Annotated in this window: 30 protein-coding genes; 12 read left to right on the top strand and 18 right to left on the bottom strand. The window is 72.2% G+C overall.

From position 1 onward, the window contains the following. Positions 1-31 precede the first annotated feature (31 nt). Together JHD21_RS01580 and JHD21_RS01575 are read left to right on the top strand one after the other, a co-directional pair. Positions 32-994, top strand: coding sequence for a hypothetical protein (locus JHD21_RS01580; protein ID WP_292671102.1), 963 nt, complete (start codon positions 32-34; stop codon positions 992-994). A gap of 135 nt (positions 995-1,129) precedes the next feature. Then, entirely contained in the window at positions 1,130-1,309 is a 180-nt protein-coding gene (locus JHD21_RS01575; RefSeq protein ID WP_292671100.1) for a DUF5999 family protein, read from the top strand. A 12-nt stretch (positions 1,310-1,321) separates the two neighbouring features. Here the strand turns inward: JHD21_RS01575 and dapC are convergent, their stop codons facing one another. Continuing rightward, positions 1,322-2,401, bottom strand: a complete 1,080-nt coding sequence (gene dapC / locus JHD21_RS01570; protein ID WP_365695328.1) for a succinyldiaminopimelate transaminase — start codon at positions 2,399-2,401, stop codon at positions 1,322-1,324. Between the two features lie 42 nt (positions 2,402-2,443). Continuing rightward, positions 2,444-2,770: a ferredoxin gene (gene fdxA, locus JHD21_RS01565; protein WP_292671098.1), complete on the bottom strand. Its 327-nt coding sequence runs from the start codon at positions 2,768-2,770 to the stop codon at positions 2,444-2,446. A 74-nt stretch (positions 2,771-2,844) separates the two neighbouring features. On the opposite strand from fdxA, the gene JHD21_RS01560 reads away from it, so the two are divergent. Next, complete coding sequence (locus JHD21_RS01560) at positions 2,845-3,768, top strand: GNAT family N-acetyltransferase (protein WP_292671096.1); 924 nt, start codon at positions 2,845-2,847, stop codon at positions 3,766-3,768. Here JHD21_RS01560 and JHD21_RS01555 read toward each other — a convergent pair. Genes JHD21_RS01555 through mshB form a run of 5 tightly spaced genes read right to left on the bottom strand, consistent with a single transcriptional unit; the run spans position 3,765 to position 8,224 of the window. Beyond that, the gene (locus JHD21_RS01555; RefSeq protein WP_292671094.1) at positions 3,765-3,989 is read right to left on the bottom strand and encodes a hypothetical protein; all 225 of its coding nucleotides are present in this window, start codon (positions 3,987-3,989) and stop codon (positions 3,765-3,767) included. The two genes, JHD21_RS01560 and JHD21_RS01555, sit on opposite strands and share 4 nt — an antisense overlap. A 17-nt stretch (positions 3,990-4,006) precedes the next feature. After that, on the bottom strand, positions 4,007-5,185 hold the full coding sequence (locus JHD21_RS01550) for a hypothetical protein (RefSeq protein WP_292671093.1): 1,179 nt from the start codon (positions 5,183-5,185) through the stop codon (positions 4,007-4,009). Continuing rightward, positions 5,182-6,960 carry a VanW family protein gene (locus JHD21_RS01545; RefSeq protein WP_292671092.1) on the bottom strand — a complete coding sequence of 593 codons (1,779 nt, stop codon included), beginning with the start codon at positions 6,958-6,960 and terminating at the stop codon, positions 5,182-5,184. The genes JHD21_RS01550 and JHD21_RS01545 overlap by 4 nt, the downstream gene beginning before the upstream one ends. Then, the gene (locus tag JHD21_RS01540) at positions 6,957-7,292 is read right to left on the bottom strand and encodes a hypothetical protein (protein WP_292671090.1); all 336 of its coding nucleotides are present in this window, start codon (positions 7,290-7,292) and stop codon (positions 6,957-6,959) included. The genes JHD21_RS01545 and JHD21_RS01540 overlap by 4 nt, the downstream gene beginning before the upstream one ends. An 11-nt stretch (positions 7,293-7,303) precedes the next feature. Continuing rightward, the gene (mshB, locus tag JHD21_RS01535; RefSeq protein ID WP_292671088.1) at positions 7,304-8,224 is read right to left on the bottom strand and encodes an N-acetyl-1-D-myo-inositol-2-amino-2-deoxy-alpha-D-glucopyranoside deacetylase; all 921 of its coding nucleotides are present in this window, start codon (positions 8,222-8,224) and stop codon (positions 7,304-7,306) included. A 24-nt stretch (positions 8,225-8,248) separates the two neighbouring features. Here mshB and JHD21_RS01530 point away from each other — a divergent pair, with 24 nt between their 5' ends. Further along, entirely contained in the window at positions 8,249-9,316 is a 1,068-nt protein-coding gene (locus tag JHD21_RS01530) for a hypothetical protein (protein WP_292671087.1), read from the top strand. A gap of 9 nt (positions 9,317-9,325) precedes the next feature. Here the strand turns inward: JHD21_RS01530 and JHD21_RS01525 are convergent, their stop codons facing one another. Next, positions 9,326-10,153 carry a glycoside hydrolase family 16 protein gene (locus JHD21_RS01525; RefSeq protein ID WP_292671085.1) on the bottom strand — a complete coding sequence of 276 codons (828 nt, stop codon included), beginning with the start codon at positions 10,151-10,153 and terminating at the stop codon, positions 9,326-9,328. A 136-nt stretch (positions 10,154-10,289) separates the two neighbouring features. Further along, positions 10,290-10,631 (bottom strand): HPF/RaiA family ribosome-associated protein, encoded by a 342-nt coding sequence (locus JHD21_RS01520; RefSeq protein ID WP_292671084.1) that lies wholly within the window; start codon positions 10,629-10,631, stop codon positions 10,290-10,292. A 120-nt stretch (positions 10,632-10,751) separates the two neighbouring features. Between JHD21_RS01520 and JHD21_RS01515 the strand changes: the two genes are divergently transcribed. After that, positions 10,752-11,090 (top strand): HNH endonuclease signature motif containing protein, encoded by a 339-nt coding sequence (locus JHD21_RS01515; protein ID WP_292671083.1) that lies wholly within the window; start codon positions 10,752-10,754, stop codon positions 11,088-11,090. Here the strand turns inward: JHD21_RS01515 and JHD21_RS01510 are convergent. After that, a complete protein-coding gene (locus JHD21_RS01510; RefSeq protein WP_292671082.1) occupies positions 11,071-12,018 on the bottom strand; it encodes an AraC family transcriptional regulator in 948 nt (315 codons plus the stop codon). The two genes, JHD21_RS01515 and JHD21_RS01510, sit on opposite strands and share 20 nt — an antisense overlap. A gap of 131 nt (positions 12,019-12,149) precedes the next feature. On the opposite strand from JHD21_RS01510, the gene JHD21_RS01505 reads away from it, so the two are divergent. Continuing rightward, positions 12,150-12,794: an NAD(P)-binding oxidoreductase gene (locus JHD21_RS01505; protein WP_292671080.1), complete on the top strand. Its 645-nt coding sequence runs from the start codon at positions 12,150-12,152 to the stop codon at positions 12,792-12,794. 9 nt (positions 12,795-12,803) lie between these two features. On the opposite strand, the gene ychF is transcribed toward JHD21_RS01505, so the two are convergent. Beyond that, the gene (ychF, locus tag JHD21_RS01500; RefSeq protein WP_292671079.1) at positions 12,804-13,880 is read right to left on the bottom strand and encodes a redox-regulated ATPase YchF; all 1,077 of its coding nucleotides are present in this window, start codon (positions 13,878-13,880) and stop codon (positions 12,804-12,806) included. Between the two features lie 38 nt (positions 13,881-13,918). Between ychF and JHD21_RS01495 the strand changes: the two genes are divergently transcribed. After that, the gene (locus JHD21_RS01495; RefSeq protein WP_292671078.1) at positions 13,919-14,416 is read left to right on the top strand and encodes a thioesterase family protein; all 498 of its coding nucleotides are present in this window, start codon (positions 13,919-13,921) and stop codon (positions 14,414-14,416) included. A 25-nt stretch (positions 14,417-14,441) separates the two neighbouring features. Here JHD21_RS01495 and JHD21_RS01490 read toward each other — a convergent pair whose 3' ends face one another. Together JHD21_RS01490 and tuf are read right to left on the bottom strand one after the other, a co-directional pair. Beyond that, on the bottom strand, positions 14,442-15,263 hold the full coding sequence (locus JHD21_RS01490) for an NAD(P)H-binding protein (RefSeq protein ID WP_292671077.1): 822 nt from the start codon (positions 15,261-15,263) through the stop codon (positions 14,442-14,444). A gap of 105 nt (positions 15,264-15,368) precedes the next feature. After that, entirely contained in the window at positions 15,369-16,556 is a 1,188-nt protein-coding gene (gene tuf / locus JHD21_RS01485; RefSeq protein WP_292671076.1) for an elongation factor Tu, read from the bottom strand. Between the two features lie 338 nt (positions 16,557-16,894). Here tuf and JHD21_RS01480 point away from each other — a divergent pair, with 338 nt between their 5' ends. Then, positions 16,895-18,049: a calcium-binding protein gene (locus JHD21_RS01480; RefSeq protein ID WP_292671074.1), complete on the top strand. Its 1,155-nt coding sequence runs from the start codon at positions 16,895-16,897 to the stop codon at positions 18,047-18,049. Between the two features lie 6 nt (positions 18,050-18,055). Here the strand turns inward: JHD21_RS01480 and JHD21_RS01475 are convergent, their stop codons facing one another. From JHD21_RS01475 to JHD21_RS01465, 3 genes are all read right to left on the bottom strand, one after another. After that, positions 18,056-18,517 (bottom strand): hypothetical protein, encoded by a 462-nt coding sequence (locus tag JHD21_RS01475; RefSeq protein ID WP_292671073.1) that lies wholly within the window; start codon positions 18,515-18,517, stop codon positions 18,056-18,058. A gap of 70 nt (positions 18,518-18,587) precedes the next feature. Next, positions 18,588-19,274 (bottom strand): CDP-alcohol phosphatidyltransferase family protein, encoded by a 687-nt coding sequence (locus tag JHD21_RS01470; protein ID WP_292671071.1) that lies wholly within the window; start codon positions 19,272-19,274, stop codon positions 18,588-18,590. Between the two features lie 23 nt (positions 19,275-19,297). After that, entirely contained in the window at positions 19,298-20,086 is a 789-nt protein-coding gene (locus JHD21_RS01465) for an exodeoxyribonuclease III (RefSeq protein WP_292671070.1), read from the bottom strand. Positions 20,087-20,146: 60 nt separating this feature from the next. Here JHD21_RS01465 and JHD21_RS01460 point away from each other — a divergent pair, with 60 nt between their 5' ends. Then, complete coding sequence (locus JHD21_RS01460; RefSeq protein ID WP_292671069.1) at positions 20,147-20,554, top strand: DUF6542 domain-containing protein; 408 nt, start codon at positions 20,147-20,149, stop codon at positions 20,552-20,554. On the opposite strand, the gene JHD21_RS01455 is transcribed toward JHD21_RS01460, so the two are convergent. Continuing rightward, entirely contained in the window at positions 20,551-21,174 is a 624-nt protein-coding gene (locus JHD21_RS01455; protein ID WP_292671067.1) for an L-threonylcarbamoyladenylate synthase, read from the bottom strand. The two genes, JHD21_RS01460 and JHD21_RS01455, sit on opposite strands and share 4 nt — an antisense overlap. A gap of 90 nt (positions 21,175-21,264) precedes the next feature. Here JHD21_RS01455 and JHD21_RS01450 point away from each other — a divergent pair, with 90 nt between their 5' ends. Continuing rightward, complete coding sequence (locus tag JHD21_RS01450) at positions 21,265-23,550, top strand: cellulose biosynthesis cyclic di-GMP-binding regulatory protein BcsB (protein WP_292671065.1); 2,286 nt, start codon at positions 21,265-21,267, stop codon at positions 23,548-23,550. Between the two features lie 10 nt (positions 23,551-23,560). Here the strand turns inward: JHD21_RS01450 and JHD21_RS01445 are convergent, their stop codons facing one another. Then, complete coding sequence (locus JHD21_RS01445; protein WP_365695314.1) at positions 23,561-24,562, bottom strand: 4-hydroxy-3-methylbut-2-enyl diphosphate reductase; 1,002 nt, start codon at positions 24,560-24,562, stop codon at positions 23,561-23,563. A 46-nt stretch (positions 24,563-24,608) separates the two neighbouring features. Between JHD21_RS01445 and xseA the strand changes: the two genes are divergently transcribed. Continuing rightward, positions 24,609-25,853, top strand: a complete 1,245-nt coding sequence (gene xseA / locus JHD21_RS01440) for an exodeoxyribonuclease VII large subunit (RefSeq protein ID WP_292671063.1) — start codon at positions 24,609-24,611, stop codon at positions 25,851-25,853. After that, a complete protein-coding gene (locus JHD21_RS01435) occupies positions 25,846-26,070 on the top strand; it encodes an exodeoxyribonuclease VII small subunit (RefSeq protein ID WP_292671061.1) in 225 nt (74 codons plus the stop codon). Before xseA ends, JHD21_RS01435 begins: the two co-directional genes overlap by 8 nt. The last annotated feature ends 147 nt before the right edge of the window (positions 26,071-26,217 follow it).

Raw genomic sequence — 26,217 nt, 5'->3', positions numbered from 1 at the left:
CGGCTGACCACCCCCTCCGCACACTGGTGCGGTGAGACGAAGCACGGTGCTGGTGGCGGGCGGGCTGGCTGCCGGCCTGCTCGTGGCCGGTGGCGTCGTGCTCCTGGGCGACGGAGACCTGGTCCCCTTCGCCGCCCCGGACCAGTGCACCGCGACGGTCGACGGCCACACGGTGACCCTGGACCCCGACCAGGCCGAGCACGCCGGCCTCATCACCGCGATCGCGGTCGCCCGTGGCCTGCCCGCGCGGGCCGCGTCGATCGCGCTCGCCACGGCGTACCAGGAGTCCGGTCTGCGCAACCTGGACGGTGGTGACCGGGACTCCCTCGGCCTGTTCCAGCAGCGACCCTCGCAGGGGTGGGGCGAGCCCGAGCAGATCCTCGACCCGACGTACGCCACCAACGCGTTCTACGACGCCCTCATGCGGGTGGACGGCTACCAGGCGATGGAGATCACCGTCGCCGCCCAGGAGGTGCAGCGCTCGGGGTTCCCGACCGCCTACGCCGACCACGAGAAGGACGCGCGGACCCTCGCGTCCGCGCTGACCGGCAACTCCCCGCGGGCGTTCAGCTGCCGGATCGGGGGCGAACCGGAGGGGACGAGCGACGAGCTGGTCGACTCGGGGCTGACCGACCGCGCCGAGCAGGTCCGGCAGGCGGTCGCCGAGCTGTTCGACGACCAGCCACTCGGCGGATTCGCGCCGGGCGGGGTCACGACCGGACACATGGAGGGGTCGGCGCACTACGAGGGCCGTGCCGTCGACGTCTTCGTCCGTCCGGTGAACCCCACCAACCGGGTCCGCGGCTGGGCCATCGCGCACTACCTCGTGAGCCAGGCCGACCAGCTCGACGTCCGGACCGTCATCTTCGACGACCGGATCTGGACAGCCAACCGCTCCGACGAGGGGTGGCGCGACTACGACCCGCCCGCCCGCTCGGGCGACCGGGCGATCCTCGAGCACCGTGACCACGTGCACGTGGACGTGTTCCCGTGAGCCACGTGGACTAGCCCGTTCGGACCATTTTCGCGTCTGGGACAACAAATTGCGGCGCGGGACGTGATTTCGGCCACAAAGTGGGGTCCAATCAAGGGGAGACGACATCGCTCGGCCCCTGGGGAGGGAAACCACATGTGCAGCCACCACCCGGCCTGTCCTGACGCTCAGGACCACGACTGCTACCGCGCCCACGTCGTGGCCGACCACACGGAGCAGGGCTGGTGCCGGCTGTGCAACGGCGTCATCCTCTTCGACGACGGCCACTACCTCACTCCGGACGGACACGACGCGGTCGTCTCGGTGTCGGCCTGACCTCTCCGGGCCTCAGATCCGGAGCCGCTCCGCAGCCGCGGCGACCCGCTCGTCGGAGGCGGTGAGCGCCACCCGCACGTGCTGCGACCCGGCGGCGCCGTAGAACTCGCCCGGGGCCACGAGGATCCCGCGGTCGGCGAGCCAGGCCACCGTGTCCCAGCACGGCTCGTCCCTGGTCGCCCAGAGGTAGAGCGAGGCCTCCGAGTGGTCGACCCGGAAGCCGGCGCCGGTCACCGCCGCGTGCAGCACCTCCCGGCGCGCGAGGTAGGTCGCGTGCTGGGCGCGGGCGTGCTCGCCGTCCCGCAGGGCCGCTGCCATCGCGACCTGCTGCGGGGTCGGCATCATCAGGCCGAGGTTCTTGCGCACGGCCAGGAGCTCGCCCACCAGCGCGGCGTCCCCGGCGACGAACCCGCAGCGGTAGCCGGCCAGGTTGGACCGCTTCGACAGCGAGTGGACCGCGAGGATCCCCTCCGCCGAGCCGCCGCACACGTCCGGGTGCAGCACCGACACCGGTCGCTGCTCGGGGTCCCATGCGCACTCGAGGTAGCACTCGTCGGAGGCCAGGACGACCCCACGCTCCCGGCACCAGTCCACGACCTTGCGCAGGTGCTCGACCGGGAGCACCCGGCCGGTCGGGTTGGACGGCGAGTTGAGCCAGACCAGCGCCGGCGTCTGGGGTCCGAGCCGGGTGAGCCCGTCCGTCGCGACCGCCCGAGCCCCCGCGAGCGCCGCGCCCACGGCGTACGTCGGGTAGGCGAGCTCCGGGAAGACGACGGTGTCACCCGGCCCGACGCCGAGGTGCAGGGCGAGCGAGCCGACCAGCTCCTTGGTGCCGATGACGGGGAGGACCTGGTCCAGGCCGAGCCCGGTGACCCCGTGCCCCGCCAGCCAGTCCAGGCAGGCCTGGCGGGTGTCCTCGCGGCCGACCGTGAGCGGGTATCCGGGCGCGTTCGCGGCCTCACGCAGGGCGCGCTGGGCGACCTCGGGGGTCGGGTCGACCGGGGTGCCGACGGAGAGGTCGACGATGCCGTCCGGGTGGCTGCGGGCCCGAGCAGCGTGCTCGGTCAGCCGGTCCCAGGGGAAGTCACCCAGCCGGGCGGAGACCCGGTTGTCTGGCTTGCCGTCGATGCCGGACTACTCGTCGTGCTCTTGGGGCGGCAGCGCCGCCACGAGCGGGTGGTCCTTGTCGATCTCACCCATCTTCGCCGCGCCGCCGGGCGAGCCGAGGTCGTCGAAGAAGTGGACGTTGGCGTCGTAGTAGTCCTTCCACTGCTCCGGGGTGTCGTCCTCGTAGAAGATCGCCTCCACCGGGCAGACCGGCTCGCACGCACCGCAGTCGACGCACTCGTCGGGGTGGATGTAGAGCATCCGCTTGCCCTCGTAGATGCAGTCGACCGGACACTCGTCGACGCACGCGCGGTCCTTGAGGTCGACGCACGGCTGGGCGATGACGTAAGTCATCTGGTCCTCCTGGAGAGACGAAGATGTCGAGCGCGGAGCGGGCCCCGAGAGCGGACCCAGCCTAGTATCCCGGCGTGTCCGGCGAGCAGGTAGCCCAGGGGTTGGGCCCGCATGTCGTCGGCGTGCGGATCGTGGTGCGCCGGGTCCTGCCCGGGGAGCGGGGGCCGACGGGCGGCCCCGCGATGACCGACCTGCTCGGTACCTGTCTCTCCTGGGGCGACGGCGTGTGTGTCGTGCAGCCCGACTCCGCACCAGGGCTGGAGCCGGTGCGCGTCCCGATCGCCGACATCGTGTCCGGCAAACCGGTCCCCCCGCGACCCTCGCTACGGCTCCGGGTCGAACCCCAGGCCGCACAGGTGCGCGCCCTGGCGCTCTGGCCAGGCCTGGAGACCGAGGCGCTCGGCTCCTGGCTGCTGCGCCGGTCCGCGGAGTCGACCGCGCGCCGGGCCAACTCGGTCCTGGCCATGGCTCCGTCCGGTGTCCCCGGCGACTACGAGTCCGTGGTCGCGTTCTACGAGGGCCACGGTCAGCGGCCGATCGCGGCGGTCCTGCCCGGCTCCGCCGAGGACGACCTGTTCCGCTCGCACGGCTGGGTGCTGGAGAGCCACGACGCGGACACGGTCTTCGAGATCGTCTCCGTCGCCCAGGCCAGGCGGTCCCTCCCGCGGGCCGTGCCGGCCGGGGTCGACGTCTCTCTCGAGGGTGACGACCGCCTGGTCACGGCGTCCGTGCGGACGCCCGAGGGCCGCCTCGTGGCGTCCGGCGTCGCGGCGTACGACGAGGACTGGGTCGGCTTCCGCGGCATCGAGGTCGACCCCGCCGAGCGCGGACGTGGTCTCGGACTGCTGGTCATGGCCGAGCTGCTCGAGTGGGGCGCGGAGCGCGGTGCCACGACGGCGTACCTCCAGGTGCTGGGCGACAACACCCGCGCCTTCTCGCTCTACGACGGGCTCGGGTTCGTCCCGCACCACCGGTACCGCTATCTGGCGGCGCCCTAGCCGTCCGGGTACCAGCGCACGCACAGGGCGTCGAAGGTGAGGGGCGCGGTTGCCGCTCCTGACGCCGCGCACGCCCGCGCCACCAGGCCGGCCCCGACCTCGACGACCTGCGAGGCACCCGGCGGCACCAGCCAGTCGACCGCCGCGTCGGGATAGCTCGGACGCCAGGCGTCGTACTCCTCGGCCCAGCCTCCGAAGGAGGTCGCGCGCGCGGCTTCCATGCCGGCGATCGTGCCAGTTAGTCGACGGGCGGCCGCCAGACCCACGTCTCGGCGAGGAGCCGCCCGTCGCCGCCCTCCCAGACCTGGCCGCCGAAGACCACCAGTGCCTGCCCGGCTGCAGCGACCGACTCGTCGTAGACCTCCCCGCCACGGGGAGGGACCTCGAGCCACGTGTCGTCGCGGGCGTCGAGGACCCAGCCATCGGCGTACTCGTAGGTCGCACCCTGCGCCGTGACCAGACCTGCCATGTCGCCACGCCACTCCGGGTCGTCGGGACCGGCGGGGAACGGGCCCCAGGTGCCGCTCCGCAGGTCGAGCACGCCCCCGCCGTCCTCGCTGAAGTGCGGGTTGAGGAAGGCCCGGTCCCCGGCCGGCCACACCTGGTAGCCGGGCCCGGGCGCCGACGGGAGACCGGTCCACGAGCCGGTCCCGAAGTCGTACGCCGCCGCCACCTTCGTCGACGACTCCTCGTCCGGCTCGAGCGCGGGCGAGCCGAAGACCAGGAGCCGGTCACCGTCCGGGACGGCGAACCGGTCGTACGTCCTCGGCAACGGCGCGTCCGGCAACGGGTCCCAGGTGGCCGTCTCCTCGTCGAAGAGCGCTTCGGCCTCGCGGCCGTTCTCGTAGGTGCCCGACAACGCGACCAGGCCGTGGTCCGTCGCCACGAGCGAGCTGCCGATCCCTCGGGGCATCCTTCCGAGCTCGGTCCAGGTGTCGCCGGTCGTGTCGTACCGCAGGAGCTCGGGACGGCCGTAGCAGTCGGCGACACCGGCACACGTGGTCACGACGTAGATGTCACCGTCGAGCACCGCCGTCGAGGAGTAGGCCAGCCCGTGGGGCGCGTCCGACATCGGCTCCCACTCCCCCGTCTCCAGGTCCAGGACGGCGCCGTCGGCGAAGGGGGGCTCGGTCGGGCCGGCGCAGTCGGCGTTGGGTGGGCACAGGAACTCCCACCCGCCGAAGACGTAGGCCCGGGTGCCGACGCCCACCACGCTCGCCCCGGTCCGGCCGGCCAGTGGCGCGTCCTCCAGCCGCTGCCAGCCCTCGCCGAGGTCGCCGCCCGGGGTCGCCGGAGCGGGGTCCGCCGGGGGCGGGTCGTCACCGCACCCGGCAGCCGCGACGAGCAGGAGGGCGGTCGCGACACCTAGGCGCACGAGGGTCCGACGGCCACCAGCGCCGTCGGGATCCCGGGTCACGGCTTGCAGATCACCGTGTCCGAGGGGATGTAGCGCGTGAAGAGGTTCTCGGTCTCGAGGAGGGTGGGGTCGCCGACCCGGCGGATGTAGCGCTTGACGTCGATGTCGAAGCCGCCGTAGCCCTGGTTGGGCACGCAGTCGGGGCCCGACATGGTCTGGGTCCCGGGCGAGGTGAAGTTGTAGCGGTCGCCCGTGGAGCTGGTGATGTCCCAGTACTTCGTGGAGTACATGGTCACGGTCACCGTGCCCTGCGAGCGCCCGGCGCTGGGGATGACCACGGCGTCGATGAGGATGCCGTAGGGCGTGTTGTTGGCGAACCGCAGGTCGACCGCACCCCAGGCGACGGTCGCCTCGCGGCCCACCGGGTAGCGGTCGATGTAGACCGAGTGCGCCTTGTGCTCGACGTCCTCGAGGCCGGCGAAGTAGGCGGCGTTGAACGTCGTGGTGGCCATCTGGGAGACGCCGCCGCCGAGGTCCTCCTTGAAGATGCCGTTCTGGATGACGAAGCCCGTGGTGAACCCGTTCGCCTCGGTCCGCTCCCCGACCGTGTCGTTGAGCGAGAACGTCTCCCCCGGCTTGAGGACGGTGCCGGTGATCAGCTCCGCGGCCCGGCCGATGTTGATGTCGCGGTACTCGGCCGGCGGGTAGTAGGTGGTGAAGGTGGAGACCTGCTCCTTGATCTTCAGCGCCTTGGCGTCCTTGGTCGTGAACTCCGGCTCGGCGACGGTGGCCTCGACCTCCGCGGAACGGGACCCCTCGGGCTGCTGCACCAGGTCGAGGAACAGGTCGGTGACGGCCTCCGGCTCGTAGCTCACGCCGGGCTTGGCCGGGATGACCTTGGGCTTGCCGTTGACCAGGGCGACGGTCGCGTCGACCGGGGCCTCGCTCGTGATCCCCGCGTCGACCAGGGCGGTGATCGCCTTCTTCTTCAGGGCCGGCACCAGCGTGCCGTCGACCGGCTTGAGCCGCAGCGCCGGCGCGTAGTCACGCGGCGACAGCTCGACGGGTGACCCGCCGAAGACGAGGGTCACCGGGCCTGACAGTGCCGGGTTGGCGAAGGTGTCCATCGCCTGCTGGACGTCGGCGGAGTCGATGCCGGGCGCGATGTCGTCGAGCCGCAGGGTCACCGCGGCCTGCTCCACGTCGGCGAGCCAGGCCTCCCGGAAGAGGTCGGCGGCGCCCTCCTTGTCCAGGGCCTGGCCGACCTGGGGCTCGGTCACCACGGCTCGGCCGGTGTCGAAGGAGATGGCGCCGTTCTTGGCCTTCGTGCCATAGGCCGCGTCGAGGTCGTCGAGGACCCGCTCGAGCTTGCCCTCGTCCAGCCGGACGACCGGGTCGAGGTCCTCGCCGCCGGTGTAGTAGTCCCACAGCCGCTGCGGGTCCCAGGTCCGCTGACCGCCGGCCTCACTGACCGACGCGACGTAGTCGACGCTCAGCCCCAGCTCGGCGGGAGCGAGCTCCCGGCTCTCGCTGCCGACCGCGACCAGCACCGGCTCGGCGACCCGGTCGGCCAGCCCGTCCTCGAGCGCCTGGGCCGCCGCCTGCGGGGTCTTGCCGCCGATCGCGACACCGGCCACCGTCGTGCCGCGCGGGACCTTGTCGCCGGCCACGGCGTACGCCGCCACGTAGCCCCCGGCCAGGAGCACGGCGAGCAGCAGCACGACGAACAGCACGAGGCGCCCGCCCTCGCGCTCCTTCTTGGGCTTGCCCGGCTGTGCGGACCCGTCAGGTACGGGCAACAGCTCGCCCGTCGACTCTCCCGCAACCCCGGTCACGGGCTCATCCTAGGTAGCCGCCCCGGGCGCGGCAGCGTCGCGACCGCGATGAGGACCGCCAGGATGCCCACGGCGAGCAGGACGTAGCCGCGCACGTTGCCGGGCACCAGGTAGTCGCCCTCCGGTCGGGGCGTGATGGCCAGGCCCAGCACGGCGGCGAACCCCAGGGAGAACGGCAGGCGGGACCACCAGCCACCAGGCAGCGTCAGCACGGTGGCCGCGACCGCGACCGCAGCCAGGGTGAGGCCCCACCACCGCTGGTGCACCGCGACGGCGGCCACACCGGTGACCGCGCCGGCGGCGAGCAGCAGCACCGCCGTCAGGACGCGCACCGGGCCGGTGCTCAGGCCGGGAGGCCGGCGAAGAGGTCGGTCTCGAGGCCGTCGGGGCCGAGCTCACCCAGCCGGCCCTTCGCGATCCGGTAGAACTCGATCCCCCAGGCGGTGCTGCCCACGTTGTTGGACAGGGCGAAGAACGGCCCGTCGGTCTGGATCTGCGTGGGGTAGGCGCGCATGGCGGCCATCTTGTGCTCGACGAAGTCCTGGGCGTCGACGGCACAGGCGAGGTTCTCGTCCGCAGTGATGAAGGGCGGGAGTGGCCCGTCGGGGTCCATCCCCTCGAACGACGTCGTGTCCCCCGACTCGCGCAGCAGGCGCAGCCCCTCCCGCATCCGGCTCTCCGACATGGCACCCCAGTAGATCTTGGCGATGTCCCACGGCTCGCCGAGGTCGCCGCGGTAGGACGGGACCGCGGCAAGCTGGGCGGCGTACATGGCGACCCGGTGCGCCTGGATGTGGTCGGGGTGCCCGTAGCCGCCGAACTGGTCGTAGGTGACCAGGACCTGCGGCCGCACCTCGCGGATGATCGCGACGAGGTGGTCGGCCGCCTCGGTCAGGTCCGCGTGCCAGAACGCGTTGTCGTGCACCTCGTCGGCGGCGACCGCGTGACCGTCCTCGTGCCACTTCATCCCCGAGTCCCGGTAGTGCTGGAAGCCGCCGAGCCACCGGTGGTCGGTGACGCCCAGCTCCTTGAGCGCATCGGCGATCTCGCCGCGGCGGTGCTCTCCGAGGCCGTCCTCCTGGTCGGCCGCCAGGTGCTGGAGCTCGGGGACGAGGATCTCGCCCATCTCCCCGGCGGTGCAGGTCACCAGCGTCACGCCGCGGCCCTCGGCGGCGTACTTGGCCATCGTGGCGCCCTGACCGATCGACTCGTCGTCCGGATGGGCGTGCACCAGCAGCAGGCGCTGCGCGGGGGTCTCGGTCACGTGCTCGATCGTAGGGTGGAGGCCGTGACCGAGGTGCCGGGGATCCACCTCGTCCGCACCGACGAGAACGTCGACGAGATCGAGGCCCTCGCCGCTCGCACCGGCGGACGGGCCGGCCTGCCGACCGTGCTCCAGGACCTCGACCGCCGGGCCCGGCGGTCGCTCCTGGCGCGAGGGCTCGGCCGGGCGGTGCACCGGGCCTACGCCTGGGACGCCGCCGACCGCCGGGACCCGAGGTGGTGGCCCCAGGGGATCTCGACCTCGGCGGACGCCTCCGAGACCGAGGACGTCGAGGGCCGGCGGCTGGTGGTGGTCTCCTGGTACGCCAAGGACGGCCAAGGGGTCCGGGTCACGTTCCTGGACCTCGACAGCCGCCGGTACCGGCACGTCCTGCTCGTCGTCCCCACGCTGTCCGGCGGCGTCCTCGGGCTGGAGCCACTGAAGGTGCACGCGGGTGGGCTCGTGTGGTGCGGGCCCTACCTGCACATCGCCGCGACCGCGCGAGGCGTGATCACCTGCCGGCTCGACGACATCCTCCGGCTGCCCGACAGTGCGTCGCCGACGGACCGGCTCGGCGTCGAGGACGCTCACGTCGCGTCGTTCGGCTACCGGTACGTGCTGCCGGTCCGGTTCTCCTACCGCGCCGTGACCGGCGAGGGTGTCGAGCGGCTCCGCTACTCGTTCCTGTCGCTGGACCGCAGGACCGACCCTCCGCAGCTCGTCGCGGGCGAGTACGGCAACAGCCGGCAGACCCGCCGGCTGGCCCGCTTCCCGCTCGACCCGGAGACCCTGTTCCTGGCGTCCGGTGAGGACGGGGTCAGCCGACCGCTCGTCCTCGACGACGAGGGGGCGGTTCGCACCCAGGGCGCGGCGATCGTCGGCGAGACCTGGTACCTGACGGCCTCGACCGGTCCGTGGGTGCCGGGGTCGGTCCACGTCGGACGTCCGGGCGCCTGGCGGCGGCACCGCTGGGCGACGCCCATGGGGCCCGAGGACGTCGCCTGGTGGCCCTCCAGCGACCTGCTCTGGTCGGTGACCGAGCACCCCCGGCGACGCTGGGTCTACGCGATGAGGCGGTCGTGGTTCCGGTGAGGTCCCGCGCTACCGGTAGACCCGCACGTAGTCCACGACGAACTCCTGGGGGAAGACGGTGTCCGCACCGACCGGGCCGCCGTACACACCGCCGATCGCCAGGTTGAGGATCAGGTAGAACTCGTCGTCCAGCACCCAGTCGCCGAGCTCCTCGACCTCGGTCCGGGTCACGCGGCCGTACTCCTCGCCGTCCAGGGACCAGACGATGGCGTCCTCGTCCCACTCCATCGCGTAGACGTGGAAGTCCTCGCTCAAGGGGGCCGGGAGGTCCGTCGAGGCCTGGAGGAAGACCCGCTCCCCCTGCTCGTCGGGGAAGTGGACGGTGCCGATGAGGTTGGTGATGTCGGCGCCGATCACCTCCATCACGTCCAGCTCCCCGGACTCGGGCCACCCGACCTCCGGGTAGTCCTCGCCGACCGCCCAGAACGCCGGCCAGGTGCCCACCCCGTCGGGCACCTTGGCGCGGATCTCGAACCCACCGTGCTTCCAGACGTGCTTGTCGATGGTGTTGAGGCGCGCCGAGGTGTAGTCGTTCTGCGACCCGTCGGTGCAGTAGTGGCCGGGGTCCCGGTGCGCGGTGATCACCAGGTGCCCGTTGCCGTCGGTGGCCGCGTTGTCGGGTACGTCGGTGTAGCACTGCAGCTCGCCGTTGCCGGAGGTCTGGCCGATCGTCTCCAGGTTCCACTTGCGCCCGTCGGGCAGCTCTCCGGCCCGGCCGTCGAACTCGTCGGACCACACCAGCCGTGGCTCGTCGCTGCCCGCCCCGAACGAGCCGATCCCGGCGACCATGACGACGCCGAGTGCGAGCGCGCCGAGCACGACTCGCACTGGCCGCACGCCCCTCCGCCTGCGGGCCCCCCCGGACCACATCTGCCCATTGAAGCCCGGACGACCAAGTTTCGGCAGGGGTCGCCAGGGTGAACCGCCCCCAGGGTCGGCTTGGTGTTCGGACTAGTGACCGGGGCAGATCAGGTCAGGGGCGCCGGGCGGCCTGGCGGCGGCTCTTGTCGACGATCCGGGAGAGGGTCTGGCCGAGCGCCGAGCCGAGGTCCGCGACGGCACCGTCCAGCGCCGCCTTGGCGTCGGGCGCGTCGTGCGTGACGGTCACCGGGGGCAGCCCGGACGGATGCGCCTCGGCGCGGCAGCGGACGTGCGGTCCGCTCTTCCGGCCGGCGCTCTGGTCGGTCAGGTGCAGGTCGACGCGGATGATCCTCGGGCCGAACTTCGCCAGCGCCGCGGCGGCGTTCGACGCGATGCGGGCCTCGAGCTCGGCGTCGATCACGAGGTTGCGGTCGGTGTGGACGTGGACCTTCATCGTCAGCCTCTCTTCTGGACTGCGCCGAGGGGGCGCGTGTCCACCTCAGCACGCAGTCGACGCCGCTCCCAGCGACGAAGGTCCCGGCCTCCGGGCCCAAAGACCGTCTAGCCTGACCAGGTGGCCTCCCGGACCCGCGCCGCGACGTACGCACGTCGGCGCAAGCGCCGGATGGCCGCGGTCGACCACGACCTGACCGAGGCGCAGTGGTTCGCGCTGATGGAGGCCTGGGGGGGCTGCGCCTACTGCGGCGGCGACGGCGCGGCGCTGCAGAAGGACTGCATGCTGCCGATCTCGCGCGGCGGCCGCTACACGCTCGCCAACGTGGTGCCTGCCTGCGGGCCGTGCAACGCCAGCAAGTGCAACACCGAGGTGACCACGTGGCTGCGCCGCAAGAAGCGCGACGACGGGGCGTTCCTGGTGCGCCAGCTCGAGATCGTCAGGACGGTGACAGGCTGAGCACGTCCCACGGCGCCTCGTCACGCCGGGCGAACACGCCCGGCGTGACGCCGTGCGCTCGCCGGAAGGCCCGGTTGAAGGCGGCTTCGGACCGATAGCCCACCCGGTCGGCCACCCGCGCGAGCGGCAGCCGCTCCTCCCGGACGAGCCGGGCGGCCAGCGCCATCCGCCAGGACGTCACGTAGGTCATCGGCGGCTCGCCCATGAGCTCGGAGAAGCGCGCGGCGAAGCCCGAACGGGACACCCCGGCCACCCGGGCCAGCGACTCGAGGCTCCAGTCGTCACCGGGCGCGCCGTGGAACGCCGCCAGGGCCCGGCCCAGCTGCGGGTCGCGCAGTCCGGCCACCCACCCCCGGTCGGGCGTGCTCGACGCCAGCCAGGCGCGGATCGCCTGGATGACGAGCACGTCGGCGAGCCGGGCGGTGACCACGTCGCTGCCCGGGCGCGGGTTGCGGGACTCGTCGGCGATCAGGCCGAAGGAGGCTCGCATCCAGGCCGCGTCGTCGGGGGCGGCGACCAGGATCGGCGGCAGCGACTCGACGAGACGGGTGACCCCGAGGCCGGAGAAGCGCACGGCGCCGCAGAGCAGCTCGGTGACCTCTCCGGGGCCGTCCAGCCGGATGCGCTCGTAGCGCTCCCCCAGCTCCTCGCGCGGCAGGTCGAACAACGGTGTCGCGACGCTGCCCGCGGCGTCGAGGACGGAATGCCCTGCGCCGTGCGGCACCAGCATGACGTCGCCGGGCCGGAGCTCGGCCAGCTGGCCGGCGACCTCGATCACCGCGGCCCCCCGGGTGACCAGGTGGAAGATCATGGTCCCGGGCATCGGCGGGATCCCGATGCCCCACGGCGCAGCCATCTCCGATGCCGCGTAGAACACGCCGCTCATGCCGAAGTCGTCCAGCGTCTCGGACAGGACGTCATGGGTCACAGCGCCCACTGTGCCTCAGTCTGGACGATTGAGCAACATCCTCGGTTGAACGGGCATTGATCGTCCAGCACTTCGGAGCGACGCTGACGGTACCTCCGGGAAACGGCCCGGAGCGACCGAAGGAGACAGACATGAGGGTTCTGGTGGTGGGTGCGAGCCGGGGAACGGGCGCGGAGCTGGTGAGCGAGCTCGCGCAGCGGGGTCACGTGGTGACGGCGTTCGCGCGCAGCGCGGACGGGGACGTCGACGGAGTGAGCTACGTCGCGGGCGACGTGCTCGACGCCGACGCGGTGACGAAGGCGGTCGCCGGGCAGGACGCCGTGGTCGTGACCCTGGGCATCCCGGACAACCCGTTCCGGGTGCGGCTGACCCGTCGAGCCAGCTCCCGGCTGGACGTGCGTTCGGCCGGGACGGCCAACGTGGTGCGGGCGATGACGGAGACCGGCGTACGCCGGTTGCTCGTGCAGTCGACGTACGGCATCGGCGACACCTACCGCCGGATGCCGCTGGCGCTGAAGGCGTTCTTCTCCCTCGCGATCCGTCCGCAGGTGACCGACCACGAGGTGCAGGAGGCGACCGTGCGGGCGAGCGACCTCGACTGGACGATCATCCGCCCCGTCGTGCTGCACGACGAGGAGCGGCCGGTCCCCGCGACGGTCCGGACCGACGACACCGTGCCGGCCTGGAAGGTGTCGCGGCGGCAGGTGGCCAGGGCGATGGCGGACGCCCTCTCGCGGGAGGAGTGGGTCGGACGGACGCTCAGCGTCTCGGAGTGACCGCTGGACTCAGACGTTGAACCTGAACTCCACGACGTCCCCGTCGGCCATCACGTAGTCCTTGCCCTCCATGCGGACCTTGCCGGCCTCCTTGGCCTTCTGCATGGACCCGAGCGCGACCAGCTCGTCGAAGGAGACGACCTCGGCCTTGATGAAGCCGCGCTGGAAGTCGGTGTGGATGACGCCGGCGGCCTCGGGGGCGGTGGCGCCCTTCTTGATCGTCCAGGCCCGCGTCTCCTTGGGGCCCGCGGTCAGGTAGGTCTGCAGGCCGAGGGTGTCGAACCCGACCCGGGCGAGCACGTCGAGGCCGGGCTCCTCCACGCCCATCTCGGCGAGCATCGCGCGGGCCTCGTCGTCGTCGCCGAGCTCGACGAGCTCGGACTCGAACTTCGCGTCGAGGAAGATCGCCTCGGCGGGAGCGACCAGGGCCTGCATCCGGGCCTTGAGGTCCTCGTCGGCGAGCTCGTCGGCGTCGCAGTTGAACACGTAGATGAACGGCTTCGCCGTGAGCAGGGACAGCTCCCGGATCAGCGAGCGGTCGATGTCGGTGGCGATGACCGGCGTACCACCGTCCAGCGCCGCCTGCGCGGCCTTGGCCGCGTCGACCGTCGAAGCCAGGGACTTGTTGCCCTTGGCCTCCTTCTCCAGCCGCGGGATGGCCTTCTCCAGGGTCTGCAGGTCGGCCAGGATCAGCTCGGTCTGGATCGTCTCGATGTCGCTGGCGGGGTTGACCTCACCGTCGACGTGGGTGACGTCCTCGTCGCGGAAGACCCGGGTGACCTGGCAGATCGCCGAGGACTCCCGGATGTGGGAGAGGAACTTGTTGCCCAGGCCCTCGCCCTCGGAGGCCCCGCGGACGATGCCGGCGATGTCCACGAACTCGACGGTCGCGGGCAGGATCTTGGCCGACCCGAACAGCTCGGCGAGCCGGGGCAGCCGCTCGTCGGGGACGCCCACGACGCCGACGTTGGGCTCGATCGTGGCGAACGGGTAGTTGGCCGCGAGCACGTCGTTCTTGGTGAGGGCGTTGAAGAGCGTCGACTTGCCCGCGTTGGGAAGTCCGACGATGCCGATGGTGAGAGCCACGTCGGGCGAGTCTAGGGCCGACCCTTAGGGTCGGCCGCATGCCCGACCACCCCACCTACGAGCAGCTCGCCGGCCTGCCGGCGTACTCCGTCCAGCCGGTCCCCATCGCGTTCGAGGACAACAACGGGCAGCTCAACGTCCGCCACTACCTCGGCATCGGCAGCGAGGGCCTCGACGAGTCGCTCGTCGACCTCGGCATCGCGCACAACTGGCCGATCAAGGAGGGACTGGCGTGCCTGGCCGCGCAGCACGTCGTGACCTACCTCCACGAGCTGCACACCGGAGACCGGATGTCGGTCCGGGTCCGGCTGCTGGGGCGCTCGGAGCGGGCGCTGCACGCGCTCGTCTTCGTGCTCGACGACACGCACCAGCGCGTGGCCACCGTGTTCGAGGAGATCGGGCTGTGCGTCCGGCTCGACCCACGCGGCACCGAGCCCTGGCCGCGGGAGGTCGCCGAGGCCATCGATGCCCGGGTCGCCGAGCACGCGGCGCTCGACTGGCCCGCGGTCACCTCGGGCACCCTGACCCTGCGCTGAGCCGGGTTCGGCGGACCCGACGCGCCTAGAACGACCTCGTCAGGAACGCCTCCAGCGACCCTGGTGCCCGGCCCGTCACGCGCTGGACCGCGTCGGTCACCGTCGCGAAGCTCCCGGCGTGCACACGCTCGAACGTCAGTGCCGTCAGTTCACGGATGAAGCCCTCGGTGCCGGTGAGCTCGTCCTCGATGGTGGTCTCCCGGTGCACGACCGGGCGTCCGGTCGCACGTGCCAGCAGCTCGGCCGTGCGCGGCAGCGTCAGTGCCTCCGGTCCGGTCAGCTCGTAGACCTGCCCAGCGTGCTGCTCGTCCAACAGGGCCCGCTCGGCGACGGCAGCGATGTCCCGGGCGTCGATCCAGGCGACGGTCGCCCCTCCGCTCGAGAACGGCAGCATCCCCGTCTCGGCGACCGTGCCCCCGTAGAAGCGCGGGTCGGTGAAGACCTGCATGAACCAGCTCGGCCGCAGGACGGTCCACGGCCTCCCGCTCTCCCGCACCGCGCGCTCGGCGCGGATCGCCCACCCGTCAGGCCCGACGTAGTCCGCGTCCTGCTCCGACAGCAGGACGAGACGGGTCGTGGGCGCGACCCGCGTGACCAGCGCGCCGATGAGCTCCGGCGCGTCGGCCCGGTCCGGGCGGACGACGTAGACCGCATCGAGCCCTGCGATGGCCGCGTCCCACCCGGCCGGGTCGTCCCAGGAGAAGGCCGTGGGCCTCACCCCGGCCGTGCTCACCCTGGACGGGTCGCTGCTGCCGCCGAGCACCTCCACGTCCGGACGTGCGGCAAGCAGCTCGGCCAGCGCGACACCCGTCTTGCCGCGCACCCCGGTCACCAGCACACGAGTCATACCGCCATGCAACCACCCAGCAACGACAGGAGCGGCCCCGCGACTGACCAGGTCGCGGGGCCGCCCTTCCCCAGGTAGCGGGTCTGTGTGGTCCCGCCCGTTCGCTCAGTCGAGGACGGCGGTCACCGCGCCTGCGGCGACGGTGCGGTTGCCCTCGCGGACCGCGAAGCCCAGGCCGGGCTCCATCGCCACCGCCTTGCCGAGCTCGACGGTCACCTCCACCGAGTCGCCCGGGAAGACGAGCTCGACCTCACCGAGGTCGAGCGCACCCGACACGTCGGTGGTGCGGAAGTAGAACTGCGGCTGGTAGTCCGAGGCGAACGGCGTGTGCCGGCCGCCCTCCGCGGCGGTGAGCGCATGCAGGTTCGCGGTGAACCTGGCGTGCGGCGTGACCGAGCCGGGCACGACCAGCACCTGGCCGCGTCGTACCTCGTCACGGCGTACGCCGCGCAGCAGCACCGCCGCGTTGTCACCGGCCTGGACCGCGTCCAGCGTCTTGCCGAACGACTCCATCCCGATGGCCACCGAGGCGACCGTGTCGCCGAGGCCGACCACCTCGACCGGCTCACCGACCGCGAGCACGCCGCGCTCCACCGCTCCCGTCACGACCGTGCCGCGACCACTGATGGTGAGCACGTTCTCGATCGGCATCAGGAACGGGTCGCCGAACGCGCGGTCGGGCAGCGGCACGTAGTCGTCGACCGCGGCGAGCAGGTCGAGCACCGACTGCGTCCAGCGCGGATCGCCCTCGAGGGCACCCAGCGCGGAGACCGGGACGACCGGGACCTCGTCGCCGGGGAAGCCGTACTCGGACAACAGCTCCCGCACCTCGAGCTCGACCAGGTCGAGCAGCTCGTCGTCCTCGACCGTGTCCGCCTTGTTCATGGCGACCACGAGGTAGGGCACGCCGACCCGCTTCGCGAGCAGCACGTGCTCGCGGGTCTGCGGCATCGCGCCGTCCTGCGCGGAGACCACGAGGATTGCGGCGTCGACCTGCGCCGCGCCGGTGATCATGTTCTTCACGTAGTCGGCGTGACCGGGCATGTCGACGTGGGCGTAGTGGCGGGTCGCCGTCTCGTACTCCACGTGCGAGATGTTGATGGTGATCCCGCGCTGGACCTCCTCGGGCGCGCGGTCGATGCCGTCGAACGCCACGAACTCGTTGGCGGCCGGGTCGGCGTCGGCGAGCACCTTGGTGATCGCGGCGGTCAGGGTCGTCTTCCCGTGGTCGACGTGACCCATGGTCCCGATGTTGAGGTGGGGCTTGGTGCGGACGAACTGGCGCTTGGCCATGGCTGTGCTTCTGCTCTCTGTGAGTGCCTGCTGGGCGGCGTACGGGCGCACACCGCTGGACGGACCGCTACGAGGTCTGACGACCCTCCCCCGAAGCGGTCCGGGGACTCACGAGGAAGGGTCAGGTTCGCGCGTCGAGAACCCGCGCGACAGCGGCTGACGGGCCCAGGAACAGGCAGGGCCCGGCCAGCAGCGACGAGGTCGCGAGGGGAGCAGCGAACATGCGGATCATGGTGACGGCCCAACACCGAGCGAGGCCAATGGATTCCTTCGTAGCCACGCGTCCGCGCGTGCGTGGCTGTCCACGTCAGGAGCGGGTGAGACATAGGGTTGGGCCGGTGACTCGTCCCAGGGCAGGGGCTGCCGCTGCTCTTGCTCTCGCGACCGGCTTGCTCGTCGTGCCGGCCACTCCGGACCCGGCTGTCGCGGCCGCGGCCGCCACGTGCGGAGGCGAGCCGGCCACGATGGTCCTGGGCGACGGGGACGACGAGGTGACAGGCACGGCCGGTGACGACGTCGTCGTGCTCGGGGGTGGCAACGACTCCTACGACGATCCCGGCGGGAACGACGTGGTGTGCGCCGGTGACGGTGAGGCCTTCATCAGGCCTGGCGACGGCGACGACCGCGTCTACGGGGGAACCGGACGCACCTACATGATCGATGACGCCGGCACCGACTACTACGACGGTGAGCAGTCGGAGGCCTCCCTGACCTTCGACGGACGCGGCGTCGACATCCGCGTGGCCGAAGGTCACGAACGGGGGAACGGGGACGACGCCTTCGCCCGGATCGCCTCCTACAGCGGTACCGCCGGCGCGGACCGGTTCGTCGGTTCGGATGCGCCCGAGACGTTCCAGAGGGTGCAAGGCAACGACGTCGTCCGGCTCGGCGGCGGCGACGACCTCGTCCAGGTCTTCAGCAACCGGGGCAAGGTGTTCGGCGGAGCCGGCGACGACTACGTCGACGTCGCTCGGCTCGGCCGCAAGGGCGTGATCAGCACCGGCCCCGGCTCGGACCTCGTGATGTTCGGCGAGCCGAGCAAGGCCCGGGTCCGGTTGGGGACCGGGGCCGACGTCTTCGAGGGCAACGACGGGTGGGCCAGGGTCGATGGCGGTCCAGGGCCCGACGCGTTGTGGCTGGACTCCGCCACGCGGGGCGTGCTCGTCGACGCCGGCGCCGGCACGGCTCGGTACCGCGGCCGCGCGCTGTTCCACTTCAGCCACTTCGAGGGCTGGTCCGGCACGGGTTTCGACGACGTCCTGCGCGGCTCCCCCCGCGCCGACAGCATCGACGGACAGTCCGGCGACGACGTCATGATCGGCCTGGGCGGCAACGACCGACTCATCGGGTGGGACGGGCACGACACCGCGGACGGCGGGCCCGGGGTGGACCGGTGTCACGCAGAGCTCGCGGCCAGCTGCGAGGAGATGGTGCCCCGGCAGGTCCCACCCGCGCCGGATGCACTTCGCGGTCCCGGCGTCGGGTGGCTGTGACGCGGGTCAGCCGATCTGCACGTCCGGTGCGCCTGACACCGTCCAGGCGTCGTCCACCCGCTCGACCGGCCAGGTGACCCTGAGCGGAAAGGTCGGGCCGCCTGTCTGCAGCGTCCCGGAGACCGTGACCGACCCGGAGTGACGACCCACGTCGACGTCTGTGGCCTGCAGGCCTTGGGGGCCGAGCCGGCCGACGCCGGCGATGGCCCGGCTCGCCACCTCCTCGCACCTCTGCACCGAGGCGTCGGCGGCGTCCGGCGCCGAGACCTCGCGCATCGCCGTGCACAGGGTGGGGTCGCCGCCCCCGGCGCGCACGAGGACGTCGGTCGCTCGGACGGCCACCCGGCTGGCACTGTGCTCGTCGACGGGACGGTCGTACACCCGCCACCCGAGATATCCCATCAACCCGAGCACGACGACGGCGAGCACCACGAGTGGCACGGCCGACGTGGTCTCCCTGTCGGTCATGGACTCACGCTACGTTCGCGCCTGGTGGGCGTGGGGCGGTTTCGGGCGACTTCGCCCGGGTCCGGTCGCGTCAGCGACGACGCAAGGTCAGCCAGAGACTGATCGCGACGTAGTACGCCAGGTAGGCCAGCGACAGGCCGGTGAGCACGACCGGCACGTCCGGCAGCTGCGAGGTGATCGCTCCGAACAGCACCAGGAACGCCGTCGCCAGTGCCATGTTGGTGTACCAGAGCGTCTCGGTGCGCGAGGGGTAGACGTACTTGACCGGCACGAAGATCAGGACGGTCAGCGCGAGCAGCACCGCCGTGGTCGCGACCGGGCCGAGCTCGAAGACGATGACGTAGAACGCGACGACGTTCCAGTAGCTCGGGAAGCCCAGGAAGAAGTGGTCCTCGGTCTTCGCGTCGCTGCGGCAGAACTGGTAGCAGGAGGCGACCAGCGGGATGGCGGCGACGACACCGCCCCACGCGTCGTCCGGCAGGTAGCCGGTCTCCCAGAGCAGCACCATGGGCGCGAAGGCGTAGGTGAGGTAGTCGACGATGTTGTCCAGCAGTGCGCCGTCGAGCTGCGGGACGACCTCCTTGACCCGGAACCGACGCGCGAGCATCCCGTCGGTGCCGTCGACCACCATCGCGGCCAGGAACAGCCACAGGACCGTGCGGACCTCGCCCTGGTAGGCGAAGTGCACCATCAGCAGCGCGAAGACGGTGCCGGTCGCCGTGAAGGCGTGCACCGACCACGCCGCGACCCGCTCCATGCAGTGAGGCTAGGGGGTGGGGGTCAGCCGAGGTCCACGACGACCGGCGCGTGGTCGGACGGCGAGCCCGTGCCCTGCGCAGGGTCGCGCTCGTCGCGGTCGATGAACGCGCCCGTCACCCGGCCGGCGAAGGACGGCGATCCGAGCACGAAGTCGATGCGAAGGCCGCGGTTGCGCTCGAAGCGCTGGCGGTAGTAGTCCCAGTAGGTGTACACCCCGGGTCCCGGGCAGTGCGGACGTACGACGTCGGCGTAACCGTCGTCGAGGAACGCCTGGAACGCCGCCCGCTCGGGCGGGGTGACGTGGGTGGAGCTGCGGAACTGCTGGGGGTCGAAGACGTCGTCGTCGGTCGGGCAGACGTTCCAGTCGCCGACCAGAGCGGTCTCGGAGCCCAGCCAGGGCCGAGCCGCCTCGCGCAGCCGAGCCAGCCAGTCGAGCTTGTAGACGTAGTGCGGGTCGTCGGGCTTGCGGCCGTTGGGGACGTAGAGCGACCAGATGCGGACGCCGCCGCAGGTCGCGGCGATCGCCCGGGACTCCGGCTCGGCCGGCTCGCCCCAGCCGGGCTGGCCCGGGAAGGTCACCTCCACGTCCTCGAGCCCGACCCGGCTGATGATCGCGACGCCGTTCCACTGGTTGGTGCCGGCCGAGGCGATCTCGTAGCCCAGCGACTGCAGCCCCATGAGCGGGAGCTGGTCCTCACGGGCCTTGGTCTCCTGCACCGCGAGCACGTCGACGTCGTGCCGCTCCAAGAAGCGCTCGACCCGGTCGATCCGGGACCGCAGCGAGTTGACGTTCCAGGTCGCGATCCGCACCCGCCCAACCTACGGCGCGGCTCCGACGAGCCACCCGCGGCCCGACCTACGGTGAGCAACGTGAGCCACGCTCGCACCCTGTGGGAAGAGGGACACGAACCCGGCTACCAGATCGTGGCGCTCGGGCTCGCCGTCGCGCTCTCGGTCGCCGCCCTCGACCTCGCCCGCGCCGACCGCGTGACGGGACTCTTCGACGTGGCCTTCGTCCTGGTCTGCGTCGCCCTCGCCCTGCTCGTGCGGCCCGAGGACTTCTTCACCGTCGGCGTGCTCCCGCCGCTGATCATGGCCGGCGTGTTCGTGCTGGTCGCCGTCGCCAAGCCGGCGGCGATCGCCCAGCCCGACGACGGCCTGGTCCAGGCCGTGGTGTCGGGGCTCTCGACGCACGCCGTCGCGCTCGGGGTCGGCTACGGGCTGTGCCTGGCCTGTCTCGCCGTACGTCGCAGCTACGCGGCTCAGAGCTCCGGCTAGGTCTCGAACCGGGACGGGTCCCCGGCACCGACCCGCACCACCTCGGGCGCACCCTCCGACCAGTCCACGACCGTGGTGGGCTGGGCCGGCGTCTCGCCGGCCTCGACCACGATGTCGACCACGTGGTCGAGCTCCTCCTTGATCTCCCAGCCCATCGTCCGGGGCTCGGTCTCCCCCGGCAGGATCAAGGTGCTGCTCAGCAGCGGCTCACCGAGCAGGTCGACCAGGGCCTGCACCAGCGGGTGGTCGGGGATCCGGACCCCCACCGTGCGCTTCTTGGGGTGCAGCAGCCGTTTCGGCACCTCCGGGAGGGCCGGGAGGATGAACGTGTAGGGACCCGGTGTGGCGGCGCGGATGGCCCGGAACGCCGCGTTGTCGACCCGCACCAGGTGGCCGAGCTGCGAGAAGTCCTTGCACACCAGCGTGAAGTGGTGCCGCTCGTCGAGGCCGCGGATGCGCAGGATCCGGTCCCGGCCGTCCCGGTTGCCGATCCGGGAGCCGAGGGCGTAGCCGGAGTCGGTCGGGTAGGCGATGAGGGCGTCGTCGTTGAGCGCGTCCACCACCTGCTGCAGCAACCGCTGCTGAGGGTTGTCGGGATGGATGTCCAGATACCGCGCCACGACTCCTGAGACTACGTGCCGAACTTGCGTCACACTGTTCCCTGCACTTCCCTGCACTTGCGTCACACCCGTCACGTCAGGAGCCACCCCGTGCGACGACCCCTCCGTCTCACAGCTGCCTTCGCCCTCGCGGCCGGCTGCGTCGTCCTCGGCACCGCCCCGGCGGCGGCGAAGGACACGACCGTCCCCGGCAGCATGTCGACGGCAGCGGTCAACACGACCCGGTTCGACGTTCCCGTGCCCGCCGGTGTCGTGCCGCGGGCGATCACCGGCGTGCTGACCATGCCGGAGGTGGTCAACAACGGGGTGGTGACCTTCCGGGTCAACGGCCGGGTCGCCCGCACCGTCGACTCCACGCTGTACACCAAGGTGCGGATCCCGGTCACCGCCGCCGACGTCGTCGCGGACGGCACGATCGGCCTCACCATGTCCTCGCAGGGTCCGGCGATCGCCGGCGTCTGCCGGCCCGCGGCGGGCGAGGCGTCGCTGCGCAAGATCGCGCTCACCTACTCCGGCGAGGAGCAGGCCCCGACCAGCCTGGCCGGCTTCTTCCCGGCGTCCAGCAACCGCATCGACGTCCTGATCGCCGCGGACGCGGACGACGACCTCCTCGAGGCCGGCATCGCCGCCGTGGCCGCCCTGCGCAGCCGCTACCCCGAGGGGACCGAGATCGAGCTCGGGACGCTCGCGGACGCGCCGACGACCGCGGTGGCGACCCAGCGCGTCGTGGTGCTGACCGTCGGCCGCCCGGGAGAGGTCACCACCGACGTCGCGGTCACCCCGGAGGTCGGCGTGCCCGTCCTCACCATCGCCGCTACCGGCGAGGACCTGGGAGCCGCCGCCAGGGGCCTCGCCCTGACCACGGGTGGCGACACGCTGCAGCTCGTCAACGACCCCGAGGCCGAGGGCATCAGCGGTGAGCTGGGCGTCCGCGAGCCGGAGCTCGAGCGCACCCTGGCCGACGTCGGCGCCGGCGAGGTGGCCCTGTCCGGCTACGGGCTCACCTCCCAGGTCGTGGAGATCCCGCAGGACGCCTTCTCCTCGCCCGTCTCGGAGCTCGACGTGCACCTCCAGGGCGCGCACAGCGCGGTGAGCGACCCCGACCGGGCCCGGCTGGACGTCCGGATGAACGGCGAGCTGGTGGGCTCCAAGACCCTCGACGACTCCGGCGTGCTGGAGATGGACTTCCTCATCCCTGCCGGCAAGCTGCGCTCGGTCAACGAGCTGCAGCTGGTGCTCAGCGCCGTGACACCCGACGGGCTCCCCTGCGCCGCGCCCGGCTCGCCGCCGATCGAGGTGGACCTGGACACCGAGGGGTCCACGCTGACGGCGACCGCCGGCACCGGCGACACCGGCGGCTTCCAGCTGTGGCCCCAGGTGCTCCAGGGCAGCCTGCCCGTGGCGGTCCGCACCGAGGGGCCGCAGCGGTTCGCGGCGGCCCAGGAGCTCGCCCGGGTCGTGGGGTCGCTGCAGGCGGCCGCGTCGTTCCCCCTGGACGTCCAGCTCGTCCCGGCGGACGCGTTCATCGCCGACGACCGGTCCGGCGTACTGATCGGCGCGACCACAGCCGACGCGACCAGCCTCGAGGCGCCGCTCCGGCTCTCGTCGATCAGGCTGCTGAACCAGGCCGACTCGTCCTTCGAGGTCACCTCGCAGGAGCCGTACGCCGTGATGGAGGCCATCGGCCCCCGGGACTCGGCCGACCGGCAGGTCCTGATGATCGGCGGCTGGTCGCCCACCGGCCAGACGGCACCGCGGACGCTGACCACCAAGCTCATCGACTTCCTGGTGAGCAACGGGTGGTCCACCCTCACCGGCGACCTGCTGCTCACCGACGCCTCCGCGCCGCCGTTCACCGTCGACAGCACCACCTTGGAGCAGGAGGGGGCGGCCGCGGGCGGCGAGGACGAGGAGCGTTCGTACGCCAGGTGGTTCGTCGCCGGCGTCGCCCTGCTGCTGCTCATCCTGGCGGTCCAGGTGGTCATCTCGATCAGGCGTGACCGCAAGGTCGCCCACTCCGACACCGACGACGAGGCTCCGCACCCGGTGCCGGCCGGCCCGGCGTACCTGGAGGACCTGGAGTTCCGGGAGCAGAACCTGGCGCCGGAACCACCGGTGGCACCTGCTCCGGTGCGGACCCCGCCGAAGGCCCAGCCGAAGGCCCAGCCGAAGGCCCAGGCGAAGGCCCAGGCGAAGAAGGCGACGAAGGCGACGAAGAAGACTCCCCCCGCCAAGCCGCCGACGGAGACTTCCGGGTCGAAGGCTCCAGCTGCCGAGCCTCCCGTGTCCCGGACCCCTGCTCCGAAGGCTCCCGCGCAGGCGGCCCCCCTCAAGGTGACCAAGCGGCCTCGCAACCAGAAGAAGAAGGGTCGCTAGGCGAGGACGGCTACCGCGCCGCGGCAGCCTTGAGGTCGCGGCGCAGCTCCTTGGGCAGCGCGAAGATCAGTGACTCCTCGGCGCTGTGCACCGCCTGGGCGTCGGGGTAGCCCCGATCGGCCAGGTAGGCGAGCACCTCGTCGACCAGGGACTCCGGGACGCTCGCACCCGACGTGACCGAGACGGTGCGGACGCCGTCGAGCCAGGTCTCGTCGATCTCGGAGGCGTCGTCGACGCGGTAGGACGCCTTGGCGCCCGCCTCGAGGGCAACCTCGACCAGCCGGACCGAGTTGGACGAGTTGCCGGAGCCGACCACGATCACCAGGTCCGCGCCGCGGGAGATCTCCTTGATCGCCAGCTGGCGGTTCTGGGTGGCGTAGCAGATGTCGTCGCTGGGCGGGTCGAGCAGCAGCGGGAACCGCTCGCGGATCGCGGCCACCGTCTCCAGCGTCTCGTCGACGGACAGGGTCGTCTGGGAGAGCCAGGCCACGCGAGCGGGGTCGCGCACCACGATGCCGGGCACGTCCGCGGGGCTCTCGACGAGCTGGATGTGCTCGGGGGCCTCGCCCGCCGTGCCCTCGACCTCCTCGTGGCCGGCGTGCCCGATCAGCAGGATGTCGTAGTCGTCGGAGGCGAACCGCCTGGCCTCGTGGTGGACCTTGGTCACCAGCGGGCAGGTCGCGTCGATGGTCTTGAGCCCGCGTTCCTCGGCCTGCTGGTGGACGGCGGGAGAGACGCCGTGCGCGGAGAACACCACCGTCTCCCCGGCCGGGACCTCGTCGAGCTCCTCGACGAAGATCGCCCCGCGGGACTCCAGGTCGGCCACCACGTGCTTGTTGTGGACGATCTGCTTGCGGACGTAGACGGGGGCGCCGTAGAGGTCGAGCGCCTTCTCCACGGTGACGACCGCCCGGTCGACGCCGGCGCAGTAGCCGCGCGGCGCCGCCAGCAGCACGGCGCGCTCGGCCTCGTCCGGGGCGAGCACGCGGGGCATCCCGACGTCGGTGGTCATACGACCATCGTATGGGCGGTCGGTAGGACGCCCTAAAGTCCAGCGCATGCCCCTCGAGACCAGCGCGAGCTCACCGGCACCGGTGCGCCAGATCGCCAACCTGGTCTCCCAGTACGTCGACCGCCTGGGCGCGGTCTGGGTCGAGGGCCAGATCGCCCAGATCAACCGCAGGCCGGGCATCCAGACGGTGTTCATGACGCTGCGCGACTCGGTGGCCGACATCTCGGTGCCCCTGACCGTCCCGCGCGACCGGGTCGACAGCCTCGCGACGCCGCTGGTCGAGGGCGCGAGCGTCGTCGTGCTGGCCAAGCCGTCCTACTACGCCAACCGCGGCTCGTTCTCGCTCGCCGTCCGGGAGATCCGGATGGTCGGGCTCGGCGAGCTGCTGGCCCGGCTCGAGCAGCGTCGGCAGCTGCTGGCGGCCGAGGGGCTGTTCGCCCGCGAGCTCAAGCGCGCCCTGCCGTTCCTCCCGCGCCGGGTCGGGCTGGTGACCGCGCCCGAGTCCGCGGCGGAGCGGGACGTGCTCGACAACGCCCGCCGCCGGTGGCCCAACGTCGCCTTCGAGGTCGCCTACGCCACGATGCAGGGGCAGCGTGCCGCCGGGGAGGTGATGGAGGCCCTGAGCCGGCTCGAGCGCCACCCCGACGTCGACGTCATCGTGGTCACCAGGGGTGGCGGGTCGGTCGAGGACCTGCTGCCGTTCTCCGACGAGGGGCTGATCCGGGCGGTCCACCGGCTCCGCACCCCGGTCGTCTCCGCGATCGGCCACGAGCAGGACCAGCCGCTGCTCGACCTGGTCGCCGACGTCCGCGCGTCGACCCCGACCGACGCGGCCAAGCTCGTCGTCCCCGACGTCGCCGAGGAGCTGCGCCTGGTCGATGCGGCCCGGCATCGGCTGCGGCACACGCTCGGTGGCTGGCTGGCGCGCGAGCAGGCCGGTCTCGACGCCCTGCGCTCGCGACCGGTTCTGGGCGACCCGCGGGTCCTGCTCGACGAGCGTGCCGAGGAGGTGCGCGACCTGGTCGGCCGGGCGCGACGCACGCTCGGCCACCGGCTGGACCGGGCGCAGGACGACGTCGCGCACCAGCGCGCCCGGGCCCGCGCGCTGTCGCCGCTCGCCACCCTCCAACGTGGTTACGCCGTGCTCGAGGACGCCGACGGGCACGTGGTCACGTCGGTCGCGGGCGTCCCGCCCGAAGCGTCGATCAGCGTGCGCGTGGCCGACGGACGCGTCCACGCGGTCACCACCGGCACGACCCGCACCGAGCTGCTCGAGGAGAGCGATGGCTGACAAGACGACCGAGACCGACGGCGAGGGTCTCTCCTACGAGACGGCCCGGGAGGAGCTGGTCGAGACCGTGCGGCGGCTCGAGGCCGGCGGCATCACGCTGGAGGAGTCGCTGGCGCTGTGGGAGCGCGGCGAGCACCTGGCGACGGTCTGCCAGCAGTGGCTCGACGGGGTCCGGAAGCGGCTGGACGCCGCTCAGGGCAACGACGACGAAGACTGACTCCCGCCGCGACTGCGCGAGGCGAGCCAGGTCGCCGTTGCGAGCGAGGGAGCGAGGCGACCGAGGCGAGCGTTGCGCGCGAAGCGCGCGCGCGTCGTGATCGGCCCCGCGGCCGTGGCGACGGCGGAGCCGGCGAGCGCAGCGAGC

Source organism: Nocardioides sp. (assembly GCF_016462705.1).
In the GTDB taxonomy this organism is placed as follows: Bacteria; Actinomycetota; Actinomycetes; order Propionibacteriales; family Nocardioidaceae; genus Nocardioides.
This window is presented reverse-complemented; position numbering and strand designations above follow the sequence as displayed.